Source organism: Roseibium aggregatum, assembly GCF_014692675.1.
Lineage (GTDB): Bacteria > Pseudomonadota > Alphaproteobacteria > Rhizobiales > Stappiaceae > Roseibium > Roseibium aggregatum_C.
Genome location: NZ_JABFCZ010000027.1, coordinates 1 through 21,711 on the forward strand (window position 1 = coordinate 1; position 21,711 = coordinate 21,711).

Sequence of the window (21,711 nt, forward strand, 5' to 3'; positions counted from 1 at the left end):
CCCCCGCCCCCTCAATTTGAAAGGCAACCAGATCATGAAATCGCTTCTTGCAGCCCTCGCGCTGACGACCGCCCTGACGCTGCCGGGTCTTGCCGCCGCCAAGCCCGTGACCCTGACGACGACGCTCAACAACTACGGCGGTGACGGCGCGTATCTTGCGCTTTACGTGACAAATGCCAAAGGGGCTTATGTCGGCAGTCTGTGGATGGCCGGCCCCAAATCCAAGTACCATGAGCATTTGTCCGACTGGTTCCGCGCCACCAATGGCAACCCGGCAGAAATCAACGGCATTACCGGTGCCAGCGTCGGGGCCGGACGGTCGCTAAAGATCACCCTTGATCTCGCTGATGCCCTGTTCGACGCGGGCTACGAGCTGCATATCGACGCCGCCGTCGAAAACATGCGCGACAGCCCGAACGAAGTCACCGTACCGCTGACATCTGCCGGCGCCGGGACCTCCATACACGGCCGCCGCTATATCAACTCTTTCAGCTACAACTTCTGAGGAGACGGATATGATCCGCGCGCTCCATCGCTGGCCGGGTCTCCTGGCAGCACTACTCCTGACCGTTCTTGCCCTGAGTGGCGCTGCGCTTTCGCTCTTCCCAGCTGTGGAAACCCTGTCGGCACCACGAGTGGAGACGGGCCTGTCGGTGGCGGAGCTCGCACAACGTATCCAGGACACCTACCCCGGCGTCGAACAGATCCGGCGTGCGCCATCGGGCCGGATCACCGCCTACTGGTTCGATAACGGCCGACCCGGATCGGCCGTGATCGATCCCTCTACCGGGTCCGGAATAGCCGCCGCGGATCCGAACCAGACGGAACGCTGGCTGACGAACCTGCACCGTTCGCTGTTCCTCGACGACACCGGACGTATCGTCTCCGCGCTCGGCGCAGGTACGCTCCTGGTCCTGACCGTGTCCGGCATCTTTCTGGTCGCGCGTCGGGCCGGCGGATGGCGCCGGTGGTTCTCCCCCCTCAAGGGCCCGCTGTCCGGCAGGCTGCATGTCGAGATTGCGCGGCTCTCCGTCGCCGGCCTCCTGATCTCGTCGGCAACCGCTTTGTGGATGACCGCCAACACCTTTGACCTTTTGCCTGGCGGCCCGGGCAAACCCGCCTTCCCTGCCGAGGTAAGCGGCAAGGCCGGTATCGCATTAACGAAGATCCCGACCCTCGTGAAGACCCCGGTCGCAGACCTGCGTGACCTGACGTTCCCCTATCCGGACGACGCCACCGATGTTTTCACCCTGAAAACCGATACGGGAACCGGATACATCGACCAGGGCAGCGGCGACCTGTTGGCCTGGGCAGATCTGAGCGCTTGGGACAGGGTCTCGGAAACCGTCTACATGCTGCATACCGGACAGGGCGCATCCCTGCTCGGCCTTGTCCTGGGACTGATGGCGCTCGGCCTTCCGGTCATGGGTGGAACCGGTCTTGCAGTCTGGGCTGCCGGACGCAGGGGCCGCCCGCGCCTCCGCGGGAATGTGCCGGCAAACAAGGCGGAAACTATCGTGCTCGTGGGCAGCGAAGGCGGCAGCACCTGGGGCTTTGCCGCCACGCTCCAGGCAGAGCTTAAGGCCGTGGGACAGTCGGTTCACACCGCTGCCATGTCCACGTTCAATCCGGACCGTTATCCGAAAGCCCGCAGGATCGTCATCCTTGCCGCGACCTACGGCGACGGCGATGCGCCGGCATCGGCAAAGGGTTTCCTGGAGCGGCTGTCGGCAATGAACAGGGCACCGGACGCTCCGCTTGCCGTGCTCGGCTTTGGCGACCGCAGCTTTCCCGCCTTCTGTGCCTTTGCCGAACAGGTCATGGACGCCGCGCAGGCAAAAGGCTGGCAGACATTGATCCCGATGGAAACCGTCGACCGGCAGTCACCACAGGACTTTGCCCGCTGGGGCCGGACCTTCGGGACGGCGATCGGCGTCGAACTCGAGCTCAACCATCAGCCTGAACAGCCGGCGGCCACGGGCCTGACCCTGGTGTCGCGACGGGACTACGGCGCCGAAGTTCAGGCCCCGACAGCGATCCTGAGGTTCGAAATTCCCAGGGCTTCGCTATGGAGCCGACTGATCGGGCGCGGATTCCCAAAATTCGCTGCCGGCGATCTGCTCGGTATTATTCCGGAAGGGTCCACCCTACCCCGTTTCTATTCGCTTGCCTCGGGCGCGAAGGACGGCTTCGTCGAGATCGCTGTCCGCAAACATCCCGGAGGACTCTGCTCCGGCCAGTTGATGGACCTCGAGCCCGGCGCAACGGTGAACGCCTTCATCCGCCACAATCCGGGCTTCCGTCCGGGCCGTGGCAAGGCGCCGTTGATCCTGATCGGCGCCGGGACCGGCATCGGCCCCCTTGCCGGTTTTATCCGGAACAACACGGCCGGACGCCCGATCCACCTCTTCTTCGGCGCACGTCATCCGGAAAGCGACTTTCTCTATTCGGAAGAACTCACCGAATGGTCGCGGGACGGCAGGCTCGGCCGGGTCGCGACAGCTTTCTCGCGCGGCAAGTCGCCGGTCTACGTCCAGGATGCCCTGCGGCGGGACGCAACAGAAATAACGCAACTGATTGCCGCCGGAGCCAGGATCATGATCTGCGGCGGACGCGACATGGCCCGCGGCGTGGCCGAAAGCCTGACCGACATCCTGGCCCCTGCCGGGTTGACGCCGGCAATCCTGAAAGCGGAGGGACGTTATGTCGAAGACGTTTACTGACCTGAACCGACATGCCCTGAACGGCCCGACCATGGGCACGCGCTGGTCGGCGCTGTTCCATGCGCCACAACACCTCGACGTCGCTCCGGTAAAGGCCGCTCTACAGGCGGCCGTCGAAGAGGTGGACACGCAAATGTCCACATGGAAACCGGACAGCGACCTCATGCGGCTCAACGCAGCCCCAAGGGATACCTGGATACCGGTGCCGGCGAAGCTCTTCGATGTCCTCCAAACTGGGCTTGTGATCGGGCGCGAATCCCATGGGGCATTCGATATCGGGATGGGCGATGCGGTGACGGCCTGGGGCTTCGGTTCAGCCGAAGCCGATCCCATTCGCATTCGGGCCGCCCTTGAGATGAAACGCCATCCGGCACATGAGACCCTTGAGCTGAACCCTGCCGCCTGCCAGGTGCGCAAACACGCTTCGCTCGCTCTTGATCTGTCCGGCATTGCCAAAGGCTATGGCGTGGATTGCCTGGCCGATACACTCACCGATTTCGGTATCCATGATGCGCTCGTCGGGATCGACGGAGAGCTGCGCGCCCTCGGCCTTCAGCCGGATGGCAGCCCCTGGGCGGTCGCGGTCGAAGAGCCGGACATGCAGATCCGGACACCCTATTCCATCCTCACCCTGCAGGATGCGGCCGTGGCCACGTCGGGCGATTACCGTCACTGGATCGAGGTTGGCGGCAGACACCTGTCGCACACGATGGATCCGCGCCGTGGCGGGCCGCTTCAAGAGGCGCCGGCTTCGGTCACGGTGGTGGCCCGAACCTGCACGGAAGCCGATGCCTGGGCCACCGCCTTGATGGTTCTGGGAATGGAAAGCGGCCCGCGCCTGGCTGAGGAACGCGGATTAAGCGCTCTGTTTCTTCGGCGTGCCAGGGACGAGATCGTGCCTCTGGGCGTTGGACCTCTCTTCCTGGATCAGGCGCCCATGTCCGTGAACAGTTTCACGACTTCGTCCCGGGCCACACCGATGTGATAGCGGAGGGCTTCTCTTAATTTGACCCGGTCCTTGTTCTGGAGTGCCTCCAGAATGGGCTCGTGGGTCTCGGCAATCTTGTGCGGATCGTCATACAGTTTTCCGATCAGCGTGATGCCGGCGCGCATCTCTACCGCAAGGTCGTCATAGACCTTCAGAAGCCGGGCATTCCCGCCGAAGGCGCACAGCATGCGGTGAAAGGTAAAGTCCGCGAAGATCTGCTCGCCGATCGACCCTTCCTCGGCGAGTTCGTAAAGCTTGTCCGCCTGGGCCCTTAGCAGTCCGAATTCCCGGTCGGTGATCCGCTGCAGCGCAAGGTCGGCTGCATGGATCTCCATCCCGATGCGCAGTTCGTAGATGTCGCGAAGATCGTCGGATGTCAGGGTCCGCACGAAAAAACCGCGCCGCGGACTGGAAACGACAAGCCCCTGGCTTTCCAGAAGCCTTAGTGCTTCGCGCACCGGCGCCCGGCTCGTCCCGAATTCCTTGGACAGCCGCAATTCCGTCAGCCGTTCTCCCGGCTTCAATTGTCCATCCGTGATCGCATTGATGATCTGCCTGGCGATCTGCTGGACGAGATCCGTCGTTTCAAGTGCTGAAAACATCCCCATTGGACACCTTGTTGCGGTCGCACCCGTTTGCAGAGCGACCGGCCTTGTACTTCGCAAAGCGGCATTCGAGTGCGATCGCCGCTCCTCTTTTTGCGCTCTGGATCCGAGCTTTCCTTTTTGTCCCGATACCACGAAACGATCCGGTTTCCAGTTACGGCAAATCGCTCGCCCGACCTAATCCAGGAGCATCAGACTGCCTAATGCGCATGCAATCGGCGCCAAGTTGCTGGTTATGGACCTCTATCCTTGCTCAAAAATTGAATATTGTCGACAATTGACACTTGCTCTCTGCCATGTTTGCGTAGCACGTAAAAATACGGAACCGGATTCTCAGGTCCGGGCCATCAATTGAACAGGAAGTCGCGAAACCGCGGCAACGGGGCAAGAAGGCAATGACACAGATCTCTGCGATCCCATCGACCACCGGCCAGCCGAAGGAGCGCATCGACCTTGCCGCGGCCTACCGGCTGATCGCCCATTTCAAGATGGACGACAGCATCTTCACCCATATTTCCGCCAAGGCGCCAGAGGGCGAAGGCGAAAACGCCTTCCTGATCAATCCTTACGGACTTCGGTTCGACGAGGTCACCGCCAGCAGCCTGGCCACGGTGGATATCGATGGCAATATCCTGCGCGACCCCCATGGCGCCGGGATCAACAAGGCCGGTTTCACGATCCACAGCGCGGTCCATGCCGCGCGCCCGGAGGTCCATTGTGTGCTCCACACGCACACGGTGGCGGGTGTCGCCATCTCGTCCATGGAAGAAGGCATTCTGCCGCTGAACCAGTGGTCCCTGCAGTTCTACAATCGCATGGCATTCCATGACTATGAAGGCATCGCGCTGGACCTGGCAGAACGGGAACGGCTGGTCGCCGACCTGGGCGACCGCAATGTCATGATCCTGCGCAATCACGGACTTCTGACCTGCGGACGCACCGTCGGCGAGGCGTTCGCGCTGATGTTCAACCTGGAACGGGCCTGCAAGGCCCAGCTTGCGATCATGTCGTCAGGCGGGACACCGCGGAAACTCGATGCGGAACTCGCCGAAAAGACCGCCCAGCAATATGAAGGCTGGGACAAGCAGCATTCCGGCAACAAGCCGGATCCGCAGTGGGATGCATTCCAGCGTCTCGCGATCAAGCATTACCCGGACCTCGTGGACTGACCACAAGGTCCACCACCTCCCAATCCATCCATCAGCAAACGGCGTGATAAGAGACAATATCCGTGCGCCGGCAACGAGGGGAAATCGAATATGCTGAAAAGACTGACCAGTTTGGCCGCGACACTGATCGTGGCCACCGGCACGGCCTACGCCGCACCGGTTGACGGAGGACGCGCAGACGTCGTCATCCAGCCGGAACCGCCCAGCCTCATGCTCGGCCTGGTGCAGAACGGCCCGACCCAGATGGTCGCAGGCAACATCTATGAAAGCCTGCTTCGTTACGACGAAGACCTGGAACCGATGCCGCAGCTGGCGAAGTCCTGGGAAATCTCCGACGACGGCCTCACCTACACGTTCCATCTCTACGACAACGTGAAATGGCATGACGGCGAGCCGTTTTCCTCCGCGGACGTGGTCTTTTCCGCCGACGTCTTTCTGCGCAAGACCCATGCCCGCCTGCGCACGTCACTTGAGCATGTGGAATCGATCACGGCGCCCGATGCAAACACGGTCGTCTTCAAGCTGAAGGAACCGTTCGGTCCGTTCATCGGCATCTTCGAAGGCGGCACCATGCCGATCGTGCCGAAGCACATCTACGAAGGCACGGACTACAAGACCAATCCGGCCAATAACCACCCGATCGGCACCGGGCCGTTCAAGTTCGTCGAATGGGTCAAGGGATCTCACATCCTCCTGAAGAAGAACGAGGACTACTACATCAAGGGCCTTCCGCATCTCGACGAGATCTACTGGCACATCATCCCCGATGCGGCTTCGCGCGCCGTGGCCTATGAAACCGGTGTCGTAGACATCCTGCCGGGCGGTTCGGTCGAGAACTTCGATGTCAGCCGTCTCGCCAACCTGGACAACAGCTGCATCACCGACAAGGGCTGGGAATTCATCGGCCCGCTGTCCTGGCTGTGGCTGAACAACCGGGAAGGCCCGACCGCGGACGTGCGTTTCCGTCAGGCGGTCATGTATGCCATGGACCGGGAGTTCGCCAAGAACGCCCTGTGGAACGGCCTTGGCGCCGTCGCCCAGAGCCCGGTGTCCTCGTCCACCCGGTTTTATACCAATGACGTGACCCACTACGACTACAATCCGGAAAAGGCCAAGGAACTCTTGAAGGAAATGGGTTACGACGGCACGCCTGTGCGTCTGCTGCCCTTGCCCTACGGCGAAACCTGGCAGCGCTGGGCCGAAGCCATCAAGCAGAACCTGGAAGAAGTCGGCATCAACGTGGAAATGGTTGCGACCGACGTCGCCGGCTGGAACCAGAAGATCAGTGAATGGGATTACGATCTCGCCTTCACCTATCTCTACCAGTACGGCGATCCGGCGCTGGGCGTTGCCCGGACCTATATCTCGTCGAACATTGCCAAGGGGTCGCCCTGGAACAATGTCGAGGGCTACAAGAACCCGAAGATCGACGAGATCTTCGAAAAGGCAGCCGTTGCGGTCACCAAGGAAGAGCGCCAGAAGCTCTACACCGAGGCACAGCAGATCCTGACCAAGGACGTTCCGGTCGCATGGCTCCTGGAACTCGGCTTCCCGACCATCTACCGCTGTAACGTCAAGGACCTCGTGACCACCGCGATCGGTGTAAACGACGGCTTCCGCGACGCCTACATCGAAAAGTAAGACGCTGTCCCGCGCGGGACCTGATCGGTTCCGCGCGGGGTCTTCCAACAAGAAAAAGACACCAGAGGTCGGATGCTGCGTTTCATCGCCCTGCGATTGGTCAAGGCGGCGGTCATATTGATCGCCATCGTCACCTTGAACTTCTTTCTGATCCACGCCGCGCCCGGCGACCCGGCCGCCGTGATGGCCGGCGAGGCCGGAGCTGCGGACCAGATCTTCCTTGACCAGCTCAAGGAGCAGTTCGGCCTCGACAAGCCGCTCCTGACCCAGCTTGGGATCTATCTGGGCGGCGTCGTGCAGCTGGACCTGGGCTTTTCCTACCGCCAGCAGATGCCCGTGGCGGATCTCATCCTGGACCGATTACCTGCGACGCTGCTCCTGACGATCACCGCCTTCGTGATCTCGCTCGTGTTCGGAGTGCTCGCCGGCGTGCTAGCCTCCGCCCGTGTCGGCAAGTGGTCCGACACCATCATTTCCACCATTGCCCTGCTCTTTTACGCCACGCCGCTCTACTGGGCGGCACTGATGGCGGTTCTTCTGTTTTCCGTCGAACTGAACTGGTTGCCCGGCTTCGGATACGAGACCGTCGGCGGCGGTTACACCGGCTTTGCCCGTGCGCTCGATATCGGCGAACACCTGATCCTGCCGGCCCTGACGCTAGGCCTGTTCTTCATGGCCGTCTACATGCGCATGACCCGCGCCTCGATGCTGGAAGTCTCGACCCTCGATTTCGTCAAGACCGCGCGCGCCAAGGGCCTGAAGCCGGGGATTATCCAGTGGCGGCACATCTTCCGCAATGCCATGCTGCCCGTCCTGACGCTTGCCGGCCTGCAGGCAGGCCAGCTGGTCGGCGGCGCGGTGCTGACGGAAACGGTGTTCGCATGGCCCGGGATCGGACGTCTCATGTTCGATGCGCTTGCCCAGCGCGACTACAACGTCCTGCTCGGCGTCTTCTTCGTTTCCGCCGCCATGGTGCTCCTCTTCAACCTGATCACCGACATCCTCTACCGGGTCGTTGATCCCAGAATCAGGGCATCGTGATGCGGGACTTCTGGAAACGCTTCAAACGCAATCGCGGCGCCGTGGCCGGGCTGGCCATTCTGGTCCTGGTGATCCTGATTGCGATCCTCGCGCCGCTCCTGTTTCCCCAGTCGCCCTGGAAGATGGTGCAGCGCCCGTTCCTGCCGCCGCTGACCATGGAAGCCCTGCCGCTCGGCACCGATGCGCTCGGCCGAAACGTACTTTCGGGCCTCGCCTATGGCGCACAGGTGTCTCTGCTGATCGGGCTTGTCTCTACGGTGGTGTCCCTGCTGATCGGCATTCCCATCGGTGCCCTGGCCGGATATTTCGGCGGCATTGTCGACGACGCCCTCATGCGCTTCACCGAGTTCTTCCAGACCGTGCCGAACTTCGCGCTCGCAATCGTTCTGGTCGCCATTTTCGAACCGAGTGTCCAGTCGATCATCGGGGCGATCGCTATCGTCAGCTGGCCGCCTGTGGCCCGTCTGGTCCGCGGCGAAGTTCTGTCCCTGCGCTCGCGTGAATATGTGGAGGCCGCGATCCTGTCCGGGCAGAAGAACAGCACCATCATCTGGCGCCAGATCCTGCCCAACACGCTATCCCCAATCATCGTGCTCGCCTCCCTCATGGTGGCAACAGCCATCCTGCTGGAATCCTCCCTTTCCTTTCTGGGACTGGGTGACCCGAACCTCATGTCCTGGGGATACATGATCGGGGCGGCGCGTACGGTGATCCGGCAGGCCTGGTGGCTCTCCTTCTTCCCCGGCTTTGCCATCCTGGTGACGGTGCTTGCGCTCAATCTCATCGGCGAAGGTCTGAACGACGCCCTGAACCCGCGTCTGTCGAGAAAGGGGAAATAGGCCATGTCCCAGACCAAACCGGTTCTGCGCATCAACGGGCTCCAGATCGCCCTGCCGGAGGGCGCCGATCGTCCCTTTGCCGTCGACGGCGTTTCCCTGGAACTGAACGCGGGCGAAATCCTATGCATCGTCGGCGAAAGCGGCTCGGGCAAGTCCATGTCGGCCAACGCCATGATGGGCCTTCTGCCGGATCTGGTGCATCCGACCGCGGGCGAGATCCTGTTCGACCACATGGATCTCCTGAAACTGTCGGAAGACGAGTTGCGCGATCTGCGCGGTCGGAAGCTCGCCATGATCTTTCAGGAACCCATGTCGGCGCTCAATCCGCTGATGCGGGTCGACGACCAGATCGCGGAAGTCTTCGAGGCGCATAATCTGCTGACGCCGGCCCAGCGCCGGACCCGGGCAATCGAACTCCTGACGGAAGTGGGTATTCCCGATCCTGAGAAGGCCGCCAGGGCCTATCCTTTCCAGCTCTCCGGCGGTCAGCGCCAGCGCGTGATGATCGCCATGGCTCTGGCGCTTGAACCGGAAATCCTTATTGCCGACGAGCCGACGACCGCGCTCGATGTCACCACCCAGGCGCAGATCCTGGACCTGATTGCCAATCTCCAGGAACGGCACGGCATGGCGGTGATGTTCATCACCCACGATTTCGGAGTCGTGGCGGAAATCGCCGATCGGGTGGCCGTGATGCAGTTCGGCAAGATCGTGGAACAGGGCAATGCCTCCGATGTCCTCGACAATCCGCAGCATGAGTATACGCGCAAGCTGATCGCGGCGATCCCCAAACTCCACACCGGAGAGACCGAGGAACTGGACAAGTCCAAGCCCATTCTGGAAGTGGTCGGACTGACCAAGACCTATCGCTCCGGCGGCGGGCTCTTCGGTAGCCCGGAGCGGGTTGTTCATGCGGTCAACCGGATCAGTTTCGAACTCGGTGTCGGCGAAACCCTCGGCGTGGTCGGCGAGAGCGGGTCCGGCAAGTCGAGCGTCGGCCGCTGTCTCGTGCGCCTGCAGGATCCCGACGAAGGCTCAGTCCTTTTGAACGGCGAAGACATGGCCGCGCTGACCGGGGAAAGGCTCCGCACCGCACGCAAATCGATCCAGATGATCTTTCAGGACCCGTTCGCGTCCCTCAATCCGCGCAGCCGGGTCGGCCGCATCATCGCCGAAGGCCCGATCGCCCACGGTGTTCCCGCCAAACAGGCCTATGACCGGGCGGCGGAACTGCTGGAGCTTGTTGGCCTCGACCCATCGGCCATCGACCGCTATCCGCACGAATTCTCAGGCGGCCAGCGCCAGCGTATCGGCATTGCACGGGCGCTGGCCCTGGAGCCGAAGATCATCATCGCGGATGAAGCCGTATCCGCGCTCGACGTCTCCATTCAGGCCCAGGTTCTGGATCTGCTCGCGGAGCTGAAACAGCGGCTCAATCTGTCTCTTGTGTTCATCACCCACGATCTCAGGGTCGCCGCCCAGATCTGCGATCGGATCGCGGTGATGCAGAAAGGCAACCTGGTTGAACTCGGGACGGCCGACGAAATCTTCAATCACCCCCGGAGCGATTATACCCGGTCCCTGATCGAGGCCATTCCAGGCCGCGAAAAGGAACTGGCCGCTACCGGTTAAACGACATGACAGGAACCTTGAAACGTGGATGATACCTTCCGCAAAGCGATACTGGAGTCCGTGGATGCCGGTTTCGAAGACCAGATCGCCTTTACATCGGAGCTAATCCGCTTCCCGTCCCTGCGCGGTCAGGAAAAGCCGGCCCAGCACTTCATGCACAAGGAACTGGCGGAGCGCGGCTATGACGTGGAAACCTTTGCCATCGATATCAGCAAGATCCACGACCACCCTGGTTTCTCCCCGGTGACGGTTGACTATACCGATGCGGTCAACGTTGTTGCCACCCACACGCCGAAGGAAACCAAGGGCAGGTCGCTGATCCTGAACGGTCATATGGATGTCGTGCCGGAAGGCCCGCACGATATGTGGGAGGTTTCGCCGCCCTTTGAGCCGAAATGCGTCGGCGACTGGCTCTACGGCCGGGGAGGCGGCGACATGAAGGCAGGCATCGCCGCCAATATCTTCGCACTCGACGCCCTCAGGCGTCTCGGTTTCCAGCCGGCGGCGAAGGTTCATATCCAGAGCGTCGTGGAAGAAGAGTGCACGGGCAACGGCGCGCTTGCCTGTCTGGTGGAAGGCTATACCGCCGATGCCGCGATCATCCCCGAACCGGAAGACGAAATGCTGGTGCGCGCCAATTGCGGCGTGCTCTGGTTTGAAATCCTCGTTGCCGGCCACCCCGTCCATGTGCGCGAGGCCGGCACCGGCGCCAACGCGATCGAAGCGAGTTACCGGGTCATCGAAAGCCTGAAACGCATGACCGAGGACTGGAATGCGGAAAAGGTCAACTATCCCTATTTTGAGGACCTGGATCACCCGATCAACTTCAATGTCGGCAAGATCGAGGGCGGCGACTGGGCCTCCACAGTCGCCGCCTGGTGCAAGCTCCATTGCCGCATTGCCATCTATCCCGGAGACGACCCCGCCGACCGCGCCAAACAGATCGAGGAGTATCTCGCCGCCGATCTCGGCAATGACAGTTTCCTCGGCAACCGGCCGCCGCAGGTGACCTGGAACGGCTTCTTCGCCCGCGGCTATGTCCTGGAAGAAAACACCGATGCGGAGAAAGCACTTGCCGAAGCCCACAGGCATGCGACCGGCAACACACTGGAGAGCTTCGTCACGCCCGGCTATCTCGACGCCCGGGTCTTCGTCATCTATGCCGACATGCCCTGCCTCGTTTACGGCCCCATCACCGAAAACATCCACGGCTTCGACGAACGGGTCAGCCTGTCCTCTATCAAACGTGTCACCGGCGCGATTGCGTTGTTCATAGCAGACTGGTGCGGACTGGAGCGGATCGGCGATGAAGCACGCTGACGTGAGGGCTACGATCGTCGAGGGCGTCTACCTCGGCGAACGCTATGATCTGGAAGCGTTCTACAGCCGGTATTTCGAGGCTTATTCAGACCGGATCCGCCTGCGCAGCCCGAAAGACATCGACAACCCGGAGGATATCCGCTTCGCCTTGACCTGGTATCCGGCATCTGATGCCTTTGTGCCCTACCCCAATCTGAAACTGGCCTGCTCGATCGCTGCCGGGGTCGACAGCATTATCGCCTGTCCGAGCCTTCCCCCGGATGTTTATGTCTCACGGGTTCAGGATGACAACCAGGCCGACCTCATGGCCGGCTTCGCCGCCTGGCATGTCATCTGGCACCAGCGGAACATGGGTTTCTATCTGAAGAACCAGGCGGACCGCCGCTGGGAACACCAGAATTTCGACGTCGCGCCCTCACCGCGCGACTACACGGTCGGCCTGCTCGGCTACGGCCTGATGGGAAAGGTCATCGCCCGCGCGATCAACGCGATGGGCTTTCCGGTCGTCGCGGCGGTTCGCAATGCCCCTGAAGGCGAGCAGCATCCGGGAATTCGCTTCGAGGCCGGCGACGGTGCCGTGATGCGGACCGCGGCTCAGTCACAGGCCCTGATCAACGTGCTCCCGCTGACCCCGTCAACCGAAGGCATCCTGAACGCGGATCTCTTTGCCGCCATGCCCCGCGGCGCACGCCTGATCCAGCTCGGACGCGGCGAACATCTCGTCGATGCGGATCTCGATGCTGCGCTCGACAGCGGTCAGATCGGCGGCGCGTCGCTGGACGTCTTTCACACCGAGCCCCTGCCCACAGACCACCCGTGGTGGACCGACGAGCGCATTCTGATCACGCCGCATCAGGCCAGCGATTCCTCCCGTCGCCTGATGGCGGAGCAGGTCGTCCAGGCCGCCTGTGACGTGGCCGCCGGCAGGAAGCCACGAAACACGGTCGACCGGACCAGAGGGTATTGAGGCAGTCACCCCATGAAAGCGATCTTCGACGAACGTCAGCTCAAGCACAATCCGGAACGCTATTTCCGCCGGGGTGCCTATATTCCACATCCGGAACAGCCGGAACGCGCGGTTCTGATCCGCGACATGCTCCTGAAAAACGGTTTTGAAATCGAACCGCCGCTGGACCACGGCGAAGAACCGATCAAGGCCGTGCACGATCCCGACTACGTCGATTTCTGGAAAGACGCCTATGTCCGCTGGCGCGAAGCGGCCGGAGACGCGGAGCCCATTCCGACCTATCATCCCGGCCGGCGCGCCGGCCGTAGATCATCCTCGATTTACGGCCAGCTCGGCTGGTATGCGACCGACACCTCCGTGCCGCTGACCGAAAACACCTGGGAGGCGATCTACTGGTCGGCGCAAACGGCCGTCGAGACGGCCCATAGGGTCGTTACCGGCGACAGGATGGTCTACGGCTTGTGCCGCCCGCCCGGGCACCATGCCATGTCGAACGGCGCCAACGGCTTTTGCTTCTTCAACAACGCCGCCGTCGCCGCCCAGGTGCTGCGCCAGGAATACGGCAAGGTCGCAGTCTTCGATATCGACACCCATACTGGAAACGGCACGCTCGACATCTTCTACGAGCGCGGCGACGTGTTCCTGTGCTCCCTGCATGTGGATCCGGATATTTATCCGACCTATTACCTCGGCTATGCCGACGAGACCGGTGAAGGTCCGGGCAAGGGCGCGACACTGAACCTGACGCTTCAACCCGGCGCCACGGAGGCGGCAATCCTCCACCGGTTCCGGGAAGGCGTCCAAGCCATTCAGGATTTCGGCACCGAAGCCCTGGTGATTTCGCTGGGCTTCGACATGGCCCGGGACGATCCGCTGTCAGAGGTCGGCATGACCGGAACCGGGTTCGAGACCATGGCGCGGGAAATCGTCCGCATGGGCCTGCCGACCGCCCTCATCCAGGAAGGCGGCTACCTCGGCCCGTCCCTGTCGAACAACGCGGAAATCTTTCTGACCGCCAGCCGGGACGAACTGTCAAAGACGGATTGACCCGGTTCGGTCAGGATAGGCAGGCCTAAAGCCTGCCCTAATCCGGTTCAGTCTAGGACAATCGCATCAGCAGGCCGGCCATGAGCTTTGCCCGCTCCACCAGACTGTCGATGAAGATGTGTTCGTCCAGTGTATGCAGGCCGCGGCCGCGCACGCCGATGGAATCGAGCGTCGGAATGCCCATGGCGCCGGTGAAATTGCCGTCGGAACCGCCCCCGGCACTGCCGTGGGTCAGGTCGAAGCCGATTTCCTTCGAGATATCCCGGGCGAGCTCGTACATCCTCATGGTGCCCTCGCCCGGTTCCCAGACCGGCCGGGTCACGCCACGCGTGACCTCGAAGACGACGCCGTTTTCCTCGCCGTTCAAGGCAAGCATGCGCTCCACGCCGGCATCCAGATCGGCCTGGCGCTTCGCCATGCTGAGCACTTCCGCCTCACAGTGGGAAGATACGCAATTGACCCATTTGCCGCCATGGACGACGCCGACGCTGTAGGTACAGTCGGGCGTGGTCATGGCCTCGATCTCCAGGATCTTCTTCGCCATGGCGGCAATGGCCGACCGGCCGTCCTCCAGCGCCCAGCTGGCATGGCTCGGTTTGCCTTGGGTCTTCATGTTGAAGCGGGCAATGGCATAGCGCCCGGTGACCGCGCCGCCGTCGGCACTGGCCGGTTCCGGCACCAGCACGTATTTGTTCTTTCGCGCCTCCGCCTCGATCAGATCCCGGGTGGACGGTGTCCCGACCTCCTCGTCCGGCGTGAACAGGATCGTCACCGGCAGGGACGTCTCGATGCCCGCCTGAGCCAGTTTCCTGAGCGCTTCGATCGCCAGATAGTTGCCGCTCTTCATGTCCATGATACCGGGTCCGTAACACTTGCCCTCCGTAATCCGCCAGGGCAGCACATCGAGCGTGCCGATCGGATGAACCGTGTCGAGATGGCCGGAAATCAGAATGCCGGGCTTGCCGGCATCCTTGTGCGGAAAAGTCGCCCGGACGGAACCGCCGAATCCCATGCGGCCCGGAATCCGCTCGATGGACGCGCCGGCAGCAACCAGGTCATAGGTTGCCAGGTCCATCATCCGGTCGACAGCCGCCGCATCATAGGTCGGGCTTTCGCATTCGACCCAGGGCCTGAGCCCGGCCAGAATCCGGTGCGTATCGAAATCGAGACGATCAAGGGACAAGGTCAAATCTCCGAAACAGCTGGGCAAAAGGGTCGGAAACCAAGCGATTTCCCAGGAGGGCTTCCGCAAAACTCCTGGATCAATTGTTAAAGCATGACAGCGCCTTGGTCCATCAGATGCCCGTCGATTTGGTCACCCGAATCGAGCTAATAAACACACACATAGGCACCAGCTGTGACGGCCCGCCTCCCCGGTGCGCATTCGGCCATTCATACCGACAACCGCGGCCGGTTCCAGCGCTAACCGGTCCTTAATGCTTGCAGAACACAATGAGAACAGGTATGGTACGTTCATGATTTGTACCGGCGCCGGTTCGCACGGGAGACCGACTGATGTTGACGCGCAAGCAATATGAACTTCTGATGTTCATCCACGAAAGGCTGAAGGAAACCGGCGTGCCGCCGTCCTTCGACGAAATGAAGGACGCGCTCGATCTGAGGTCGAAATCCGGCATCCACCGGCTGATCACCGCTCTCGAGGAGCGCGGCTTCATCCGGCGTCTGCCCAATCGCGCCCGCGCGATGGAAGTCATTCGCCTGCCCGAATCGATCGCACCCGGTCTCGGTGCCCCCCGCCCCCGCGGCAGTTTTTCTCCGGAGGTTATCGAAGGCTCGCTGGGCAAACCATCGACGCCCCCCGCTGCCGCCCCCGCGCCGGCCGTTCACGAAGAAGCCGCGGGCATCGAAGTGCCGGTCATGGGCCGGATTGCCGCCGGTGTGCCGATCGAGGCGATCCAGACCCACAGTCACTCAATCAGCGTCCCCGCTGAGCTGATCGGCAAGGGCGAACACTACGCGCTGGAAGTACGTGGTGATTCCATGATCGAAGCCGGCATTCTGGATGGCGACACGGTCCTGATCCGCCGGACCGACACCGCCGACAGCGGCGATATCGTCGTCGCCCTGGTGGATGACGAGGAAGCCACCTTGAAGCGGCTGCGCAAGAAGGGCGACTCGATCGCGCTCGAAGCGGCCAACCCCGCTTACGAGACCCGGATTTTTGGTCCCGGACGCGTCCGTGTCCAGGGACGCCTGGTGGCCTTGTTCCGCCAGTATTGACGGTTCTCCTGCTCTATCGATGCCAAGGGCGGGGCGGCGTGGTTTTCGCCGCCTGCCAATACTCGATCCGGGCATGATCTGACTTCGGCACCGGCTCTTGCGGCGAAACCAGCCAAATGGAGAGCGCGCCCAGTTCCTGTCGTCTGCGGCGGTCGATCACCAGCCCGGCGCTGCAGTCATCGGAAACGGTGAGCGACGTGACAATGACATCCGCAAGACGGCAATCCAGATCCAGCGCGTCCGCTGTTTTGGGCACAGCCAGCAAAAGCGGATCGGTTCTGCCAATATTTGGGTCTAGTTCGCTGGCACCGGATAACCCGAACAACGGCAGATAGGAGGCGGGCGCTCTGTCGGGATAAGCCCGATAGAGGCAGCCTGTCCCGTCGCAGGCAAATTGCCCCGCAGCCATCCTGTGCCCCTCGAATGCCGTCCCCGGCAGGCCTTCCACCTGAAGCCAGTTCTCCGTTACAAAGCCGGCGCGGCCGGCATGGAAACGCATCACACCGCCTTCATCCCGTGTTGCGATCAATTGACCTTTGTCCGCGATCTGAATATCCGGCGGGCGCGACAGTGCAGCGGCGATGACGGCTGCCGAAAACGGCAACGCACTGACGAGTTTCAATTTTCCCGGAACAAGGACCAGAATAAAAAGCGTTGCGGTTGCCAGGAATGTGGTCAAGGCGCCCGGTACCGGCACCGCGCCGCCATGGGATCCGAATCCGGCAGTCCAGTCCGCGATTGCCAACAGCAGATCGATGCCGAACGCCATGATCTGCAACGGCAGGCTCGCCAATCCCAAAGGCATGAGGATCAGGGCCAGACCCCCCATGGGCATGACGATCAGCGAGAACACCGGCATGCCAAGCATGTTACCGATGAGTCCATAGGGCGCGATGCGGCCGAAATGATAGGTTCCGATCAATCCGGTCGCCGTCCCTGCAATCAGCGCAGTGAGAAACAGGCCGAACACCCAGCGGGAAACGAACTGAAGCCCCCTCGCAAAGGGACCTCCCTTGCGCTCTTTCGACAAACGGTCGGACTTCCCCTGGCGCCGGGCATCATAGACCGCCACAAGGCAGATCACGGCGGCAAACGACATCTGGAACCCGGGATAAAAGAGCCGTTCCGGCGCCAGCAACAGAAGGATCAGACCGGCGAGAGCCACACTGCGCAATGTCAGACCGCGCCGGCCGGTCAGAACACCCAGAAACACCAGAAAAACCATGATGAAAGAGCGTTGGGTCGCGACCGAAGCCCCGGAAAGCGCGAGATAGCAGACCGCGGCCAGAAGCGCTGCCACTGCGGCAATTCGGTGGGTCGGATAATGGAGTGCCGCGGTCTGGCTGAAGGACAGGAGCATTAAAAACACCGTATAGGTTCCGCCGGCGAAAAGAGCCATGTGCAGGCCGGATATCGCCAGGATATGCGCCAGTCCAGCCTGCCTCAGCGCCTCTTCGCTTTCTGCGGACAGACCGCTTCGGTTTCCGACCAGCAGGGCGGCAGCCAGCGCAGAACGATCGCCTGCTCCCAGGAGCCCGTATATCCTGTCGGAAATCCTCTGTCTCAAATCGGCGAGTTGTCGCTTTGCCTTCAGAAGGATTGACGGCGCCCCTAGATCCGCCGGCTCCGGCGCGCCATAGGAAAAACCGGTCGCCCCGATCTGCTCGAAATAGGCGCGAAAGGAAAAATCGTAGCCTCCCGGACGAACCGGCCCCGATGGCGGAAAGAGGCGCGCGCGGACCGTGACGGCATCTCCTGTTCGGGAGATCGATGTTTTGGGCACGCTTAACCTGATGCGTCGCGGAAAGGTGTCCCTTGTCAGACCGCGCGGTAAATCCGCGACATCCCTGACGTCGATTGTCAGACGCGGTCCTCGCTGCGTGACTTCGCGATTTGTCACCCGTCCGGTAATCGTGAATGTCCTCGCGTCCGCCAGGCGCGGGGCATCCATCAGTATCGTGCGCAAGTCGGCAAAAAAGATACCTGCCACCAGGGCAAGGACAATAGCACTGACCGGCAACAGCCATGACTGCCGATACGTCTTCAGGACAAAGATCGAGCCGGCTGCAAAAAGAGCAGAAACAGCGTAGAAATCCGGCTCCTCGGGAAGGAGCACATAAAGAGCTATGCCAGCAGCAAATGCGAACCCGGACCAAAGCAGTCGCTGTTCTGCAAATCTCCGGTTCCATTCGGCGCGATCATCCCTAAGACGTGAATAATCCGAATAACCGTCTTCGGCCTGCCCTATTCGAAATCGGAAGAGCCGCATAGGCCAGCGGAATCGTTCGAATGGGTGACTATTAGAATGAGCTTGCGCGGGAACTGGCCTCGGGTAGACCTTGTCATCTTTCAGCGGATGATCACCCGCTCCCCCACTCAAGAACCGCTCCTTTGACGCAACACGTAAAAGCAGTCTTTGTGCAACGGATCTTACGGAACGGTTTTGCCTTCCGTCCGGCTATGCTAAGACCCGCCCAACTCGGCTTTAAGCCGACCTTTTCCTCCATTCTGGCAGAGACCTTCAAAGAACACCATGGCCCAAGACGTCGTCACCCGTTTCGCCCCTTCCCCGACCGGTTACCTGCATATCGGCGGCGCCCGCACCGCACTCTTCAACTGGCTGTTTTCCAGGCACCACGGCGGCAAGATGCTGCTGCGGATTGAAGACACCGACCGGGCTCGGTCCACCCAGGAAGCGGTCGATGCGATCCTGGACGGCCTGACCTGGCTCGGTCTCGACTGGGACGGCGAACCGATCTCGCAGGCCTCCCGGGTCGACCGCCACAAGGAAGTGGTCGAACAGATGCTGGCGCAAGGCAAGGCCTACCGCTGCTATGCGACGCAGGAAGACCTTGCCGCAATGCGCGAAAAGGCCCGCGCTGAAGGCCGTCCGCCGCGCTATGACGGCACCTGGCGCGACCGTGACCCGTCCGAAGCCCCCGAAGGCGTCGCCCCGGCCATCCGCCTGAAGGCGCCGCTGGAAGGCGAAACCGTGGTCGATGACCTGGTCCAGGGCCGGGTCACGTTCCCCAACAAGGATCTCGACGATCTCGTCCTGATGCGCTCCGACGGCACGCCGACCTACATGCTGGCCGTCGTCGTCGACGACCATGACATGGGCATCACCCATATCATCCGCGGAGACGATCACCTGACCAATGCCGCCCGCCAGACCCTGATCTTCCAGGCCATGGGCTGGGACGTTCCGGTCATGGCCCATATCCCGCTCATTCACGGTCCCGACGGCGCCAAGCTTTCCAAGCGCCACGGAGCCCTCGGCGCGGAAGCCTATCGGGCAATGGGCTATCTGCCCGAAGCCATGCGCAATTACCTTGCCCGCCTCGGCTGGAGCCACGGAGACGAGGAAATCATGTCCACGGATGACATGATCAAATGGTTCGGCATGGAAGCCGTCGGCAAGTCGCCGGCGCGCTTCGATTTCAAGAAGCTCGAAAACCTCAATGGCCATTACATGCGGGCCACGGCGGATGCGGAGCTGCTGCAGCACTGGAAGACCTGCCTGGAACACATCGACGGCGGTCAGGACGTTCTTGCCTGGCTCGCAGAAGCGGACCATGAAGCGACCGCGCTTGCCGCTCTGCCGGGCCTGAAGGAACGCGCGAAGACGCTGGTCGAGCTGACGGAAAGCGCCTCGTATCTGTGGCGCCAGCGGCCGCTCGACTGCGATGAAAAGGCCGCAAACATCCTTAACGACGAGGCTCGTGCGCTGCTTTCAGGTCTGCATGAAACGCTGTCCGCAGTGCCTACCTGGGAAGCAGAAGCCCTCGAGGTCTCCGTCAAGGCGTTCGCGGAGGAAAAGGAGCTGAAACTCGGCAAGGTGGCGCAGCCATTGCGCGCTGCACTCACCGGGCGCGGAACGTCTCCTGGAATCTACGATGTGCTTGTTGCCCTGGGGCGGGAAGAATCCCTGAACCGGATCAGGGATCAGGCAATTTAGAACGTAATATCAATTGGTTAAATTCAAACGGATCAATCGAAAGGTGACACTTTTCAGATCATTTGACCAAAGCGCTAGGACAGCGCCGCTTGCGGCAGTGCGACAAATGGGATACGCAGAACGCGACCATTCCTCCGGTGCCGTCCGGCGGCCTTTCCAATGCCTTGAAAACAGGCAAGAAACCGCGCAACAGACGGGACTTAGGGTTCTCAACAAAGGGGGTTTCCTGAATGGCTGAAAACAACGCCAAGCTTAACGTGGGCGGCAACGACTACGCCTTCGACGTTCTTGACGGATCCATTGGCCCGTCTGTGGTGAACATTTCCTCGCTCTACAAAGAAACGGGCATGTTCACGTACGATCCGGGTTTCACGTCAACAGCCTCGTGCGAATCCAAGATCACCTACATCGATGGTGACGAAGGAACGTTGCTTTATCGCGGCTACCCGATCGACCAGCTCGCGAACCACGGCGATTTCCTGGAATCCTGCTACCTGCTGCTCTACGGCGAACTGCCGACCAAGGCGCAAAAGGACGATTTCGTCCAGCGGGTGACCTATCACACGATGATCCATGAGCAGATGAGCCGGTTTTTCTCCGGCTACCGCCGGGATGCTCACCCGATGTCCGTCATGTGCGGCACGGTCGGCGCGCTTGCCGCCTTTTATCACGACTCCACCGACATTTCCGATCCCCACCAGCGCATGGTCGCCTCCCTGCGCATGATCGCGAAAATGCCGACGATCGCGGCCATGGCCTACAAGTACCACGTCGGCCAGCCGTTCGTTTATCCGCGCAACGACCTCGATTATTCCGCCAATTTCCTGCACATGTGCTTTGCGGTGCCGTGCGAGGAATACAAGGTCAATCCGGTTCTGGCGCGCGCCATGGACCGGATTTTCATTTTGCATGCCGACCATGAGCAGAACGCGTCGACCTCGACGGTGCGTCTGGCGGGGTCGTCGGGCGCAAACCCGTTTGCCTGTATCGCGGCCGGCATCGCCTGTCTCTGGGGTCCGGCCCACGGCGGTGCGAACGAAGCAGCCCTCAACATGCTGATGGAAATCGGCTCCGTGGACCGTATTCCCGAATACGTCGAGCGCGCCAAGGACAAGAACGATCCGTTCCGTCTGATGGGCTTCGGTCACCGGGTCTACAAGAACTACGACCCGCGTGCCCGGATCATGCAGAAGACCACCCACGAAGTTCTCGGCGAACTCGGCATCAAGGACGATCCGCTGCTCGACGTGGCGATGGAACTGGAAAAGATCGCCCTTCACGACGAATATTTCATCGAGAAGAAGCTCTATCCGAACATCGACTTCTATTCGGGTATCACCCTGCGTGCGCTCGGTTTCCCGACCACCATGTTCACCGTGCTGTTCGCTCTGGCCCGCACGGTCGGCTGGATCGCCCAGTGGAAGGAAATGGTGGAAGATCCGTCCCAGCGCATCGGCCGTCCGCGCCAGCTCTATACCGGGGCAACCCAGCGCGATTACGTGCCGATCGACCAGCGCTAAGCACAGACGCACACGGTCCG

General features: G+C 61.5%; 17 protein-coding genes. 14 read left to right on the top strand and 3 right to left on the bottom strand.

Annotated elements, in window-relative coordinates; translation table 11 throughout:
- Positions 1-34: 34 nt before the first annotated feature.
- From HK439_RS21470 to HK439_RS21480, 3 genes are read left to right on the top strand one after another with little or no spacing between them, the layout of a single operon-like run.
- On the top strand, positions 35-505 hold the full coding sequence (locus HK439_RS21470) for a DUF2271 domain-containing protein (protein ID WP_190293538.1): 471 nt from the start codon (positions 35-37) through the stop codon (positions 503-505).
- 10 nt (positions 506-515) lie between these two features.
- Positions 516-2,723, top strand: a complete 2,208-nt coding sequence (locus HK439_RS21475; protein ID WP_190293539.1) for a PepSY domain-containing protein — start codon at positions 516-518, stop codon at positions 2,721-2,723.
- A complete protein-coding gene (locus tag HK439_RS21480) occupies positions 2,704-3,708 on the top strand; it encodes an FAD:protein FMN transferase (RefSeq protein ID WP_190293540.1) in 1,005 nt (334 codons plus the stop codon). Before HK439_RS21475 ends, HK439_RS21480 begins: the two co-directional genes overlap by 20 nt.
- Here HK439_RS21480 and HK439_RS21485 read toward each other — a convergent pair.
- Positions 3,651-4,313 (bottom strand): GntR family transcriptional regulator, encoded by a 663-nt coding sequence (locus HK439_RS21485; RefSeq protein ID WP_235988054.1) that lies wholly within the window; start codon positions 4,311-4,313, stop codon positions 3,651-3,653. The genes HK439_RS21480 and HK439_RS21485 overlap by 58 nt on opposite strands.
- Before the next feature lie 398 nt (positions 4,314-4,711).
- Between HK439_RS21485 and HK439_RS21490 the strand changes: the two genes are divergently transcribed.
- The 8 genes from HK439_RS21490 (at position 4,712) to HK439_RS21525 (ending at position 13,972) form a co-directional block, all read left to right on the top strand.
- Positions 4,712-5,485, top strand: a complete 774-nt coding sequence (locus tag HK439_RS21490) for a class II aldolase/adducin family protein (protein ID WP_190293542.1) — start codon at positions 4,712-4,714, stop codon at positions 5,483-5,485.
- Between the two features lie 90 nt (positions 5,486-5,575).
- Positions 5,576-7,126 carry an ABC transporter substrate-binding protein gene (locus HK439_RS21495; protein WP_190293543.1) on the top strand — a complete coding sequence of 517 codons (1,551 nt, stop codon included), beginning with the start codon at positions 5,576-5,578 and terminating at the stop codon, positions 7,124-7,126.
- A gap of 72 nt (positions 7,127-7,198) precedes the next feature.
- A complete protein-coding gene (locus tag HK439_RS21500) occupies positions 7,199-8,167 on the top strand; it encodes an ABC transporter permease (protein ID WP_190293544.1) in 969 nt (322 codons plus the stop codon).
- Positions 8,167-9,006 (top strand): ABC transporter permease, encoded by an 840-nt coding sequence (locus HK439_RS21505; RefSeq protein ID WP_190293545.1) that lies wholly within the window; start codon positions 8,167-8,169, stop codon positions 9,004-9,006. Before HK439_RS21500 ends, HK439_RS21505 begins: the two co-directional genes overlap by 1 nt.
- Positions 9,007-9,009: 3 nt before the next feature.
- The gene (locus HK439_RS21510) at positions 9,010-10,638 is read left to right on the top strand and encodes an ABC transporter ATP-binding protein (protein WP_190293546.1); all 1,629 of its coding nucleotides are present in this window, start codon (positions 9,010-9,012) and stop codon (positions 10,636-10,638) included.
- 24 nt (positions 10,639-10,662) lie between these two features.
- Positions 10,663-11,958: an ArgE/DapE family deacylase gene (locus tag HK439_RS21515; protein WP_190293547.1), complete on the top strand. Its 1,296-nt coding sequence runs from the start codon at positions 10,663-10,665 to the stop codon at positions 11,956-11,958.
- On the top strand, positions 11,945-12,925 hold the full coding sequence (locus HK439_RS21520) for an NAD(P)-dependent oxidoreductase (protein WP_190293548.1): 981 nt from the start codon (positions 11,945-11,947) through the stop codon (positions 12,923-12,925). The genes HK439_RS21515 and HK439_RS21520 overlap by 14 nt, the downstream gene beginning before the upstream one ends.
- A gap of 12 nt (positions 12,926-12,937) precedes the next feature.
- Positions 12,938-13,972 carry a histone deacetylase family protein gene (locus HK439_RS21525; protein ID WP_190293549.1) on the top strand — a complete coding sequence of 345 codons (1,035 nt, stop codon included), beginning with the start codon at positions 12,938-12,940 and terminating at the stop codon, positions 13,970-13,972.
- A gap of 52 nt (positions 13,973-14,024) precedes the next feature.
- Here HK439_RS21525 and HK439_RS21530 read toward each other — a convergent pair whose 3' ends face one another.
- The gene (locus HK439_RS21530; RefSeq protein WP_190293550.1) at positions 14,025-15,155 is read right to left on the bottom strand and encodes a M20/M25/M40 family metallo-hydrolase; all 1,131 of its coding nucleotides are present in this window, start codon (positions 15,153-15,155) and stop codon (positions 14,025-14,027) included.
- A gap of 332 nt (positions 15,156-15,487) precedes the next feature.
- Between HK439_RS21530 and lexA the strand changes: the two genes are divergently transcribed.
- Entirely contained in the window at positions 15,488-16,213 is a 726-nt protein-coding gene (gene lexA / locus HK439_RS21535) for a transcriptional repressor LexA (RefSeq protein WP_190293551.1), read from the top strand.
- A 13-nt stretch (positions 16,214-16,226) separates the two neighbouring features.
- Here the strand turns inward: lexA and HK439_RS21540 are convergent, their stop codons facing one another.
- Positions 16,227-18,593, bottom strand: coding sequence for a ComEC/Rec2 family competence protein (locus tag HK439_RS21540; protein WP_190293552.1), 2,367 nt, complete (start codon positions 18,591-18,593; stop codon positions 16,227-16,229).
- 153 nt (positions 18,594-18,746) lie between these two features.
- Here HK439_RS21540 and gltX point away from each other — a divergent pair, with 153 nt between their 5' ends.
- Complete coding sequence (gltX, locus tag HK439_RS21545; RefSeq protein WP_190293553.1) at positions 18,747-20,171, top strand: glutamate--tRNA ligase; 1,425 nt, start codon at positions 18,747-18,749, stop codon at positions 20,169-20,171.
- A 230-nt stretch (positions 20,172-20,401) separates the two neighbouring features.
- Complete coding sequence (gene gltA, locus HK439_RS21550) at positions 20,402-21,691, top strand: citrate synthase (RefSeq protein WP_190293554.1); 1,290 nt, start codon at positions 20,402-20,404, stop codon at positions 21,689-21,691.
- Positions 21,692-21,711: the final 20 nt, after the last annotated feature.

Bases quoted from the DNA above. Each gene is read 5' to 3' on its own strand.
- HK439_RS21525 (WP_190293549.1), top strand. From the start codon at position 12,938: ATGAAAGCGATCTTCGACGAACGTCAGCTCAAGCACAATCCGGAACGC.
- HK439_RS21480 (WP_190293540.1), top strand. From the start codon at position 2,704: ATGTCGAAGACGTTTACTGACCTGAACCGACATGCCCTGAACGGCCCG.
- gltA (WP_190293554.1), top strand. From the start codon at position 20,402: ATGGCTGAAAACAACGCCAAGCTTAACGTGGGCGGCAACGACTACGCC.
- lexA (WP_190293551.1), top strand. From the start codon at position 15,488: ATGTTGACGCGCAAGCAATATGAACTTCTGATGTTCATCCACGAAAGG.
- gltX (WP_190293553.1), top strand. From the start codon at position 18,747: ATGGCCCAAGACGTCGTCACCCGTTTCGCCCCTTCCCCGACCGGTTAC.
- HK439_RS21500 (WP_190293544.1), top strand. From the start codon at position 7,199: ATGCTGCGTTTCATCGCCCTGCGATTGGTCAAGGCGGCGGTCATATTG.
- HK439_RS21495 (WP_190293543.1), top strand. From the start codon at position 5,576: ATGCTGAAAAGACTGACCAGTTTGGCCGCGACACTGATCGTGGCCACC.
- HK439_RS21520 (WP_190293548.1), top strand. From the start codon at position 11,945: ATGAAGCACGCTGACGTGAGGGCTACGATCGTCGAGGGCGTCTACCTC.
- HK439_RS21485 (WP_235988054.1), bottom strand. From the start codon at position 4,313: ATGTTTTCAGCACTTGAAACGACGGATCTCGTCCAGCAGATCGCCAGG.
- HK439_RS21505 (WP_190293545.1), top strand. From the start codon at position 8,167: ATGCGGGACTTCTGGAAACGCTTCAAACGCAATCGCGGCGCCGTGGCC.
- HK439_RS21470 (WP_190293538.1), top strand. From the start codon at position 35: ATGAAATCGCTTCTTGCAGCCCTCGCGCTGACGACCGCCCTGACGCTG.
- HK439_RS21475 (WP_190293539.1), top strand. From the start codon at position 516: ATGATCCGCGCGCTCCATCGCTGGCCGGGTCTCCTGGCAGCACTACTC.
- HK439_RS21510 (WP_190293546.1), top strand. From the start codon at position 9,010: ATGTCCCAGACCAAACCGGTTCTGCGCATCAACGGGCTCCAGATCGCC.
- HK439_RS21490 (WP_190293542.1), top strand. From the start codon at position 4,712: ATGACACAGATCTCTGCGATCCCATCGACCACCGGCCAGCCGAAGGAG.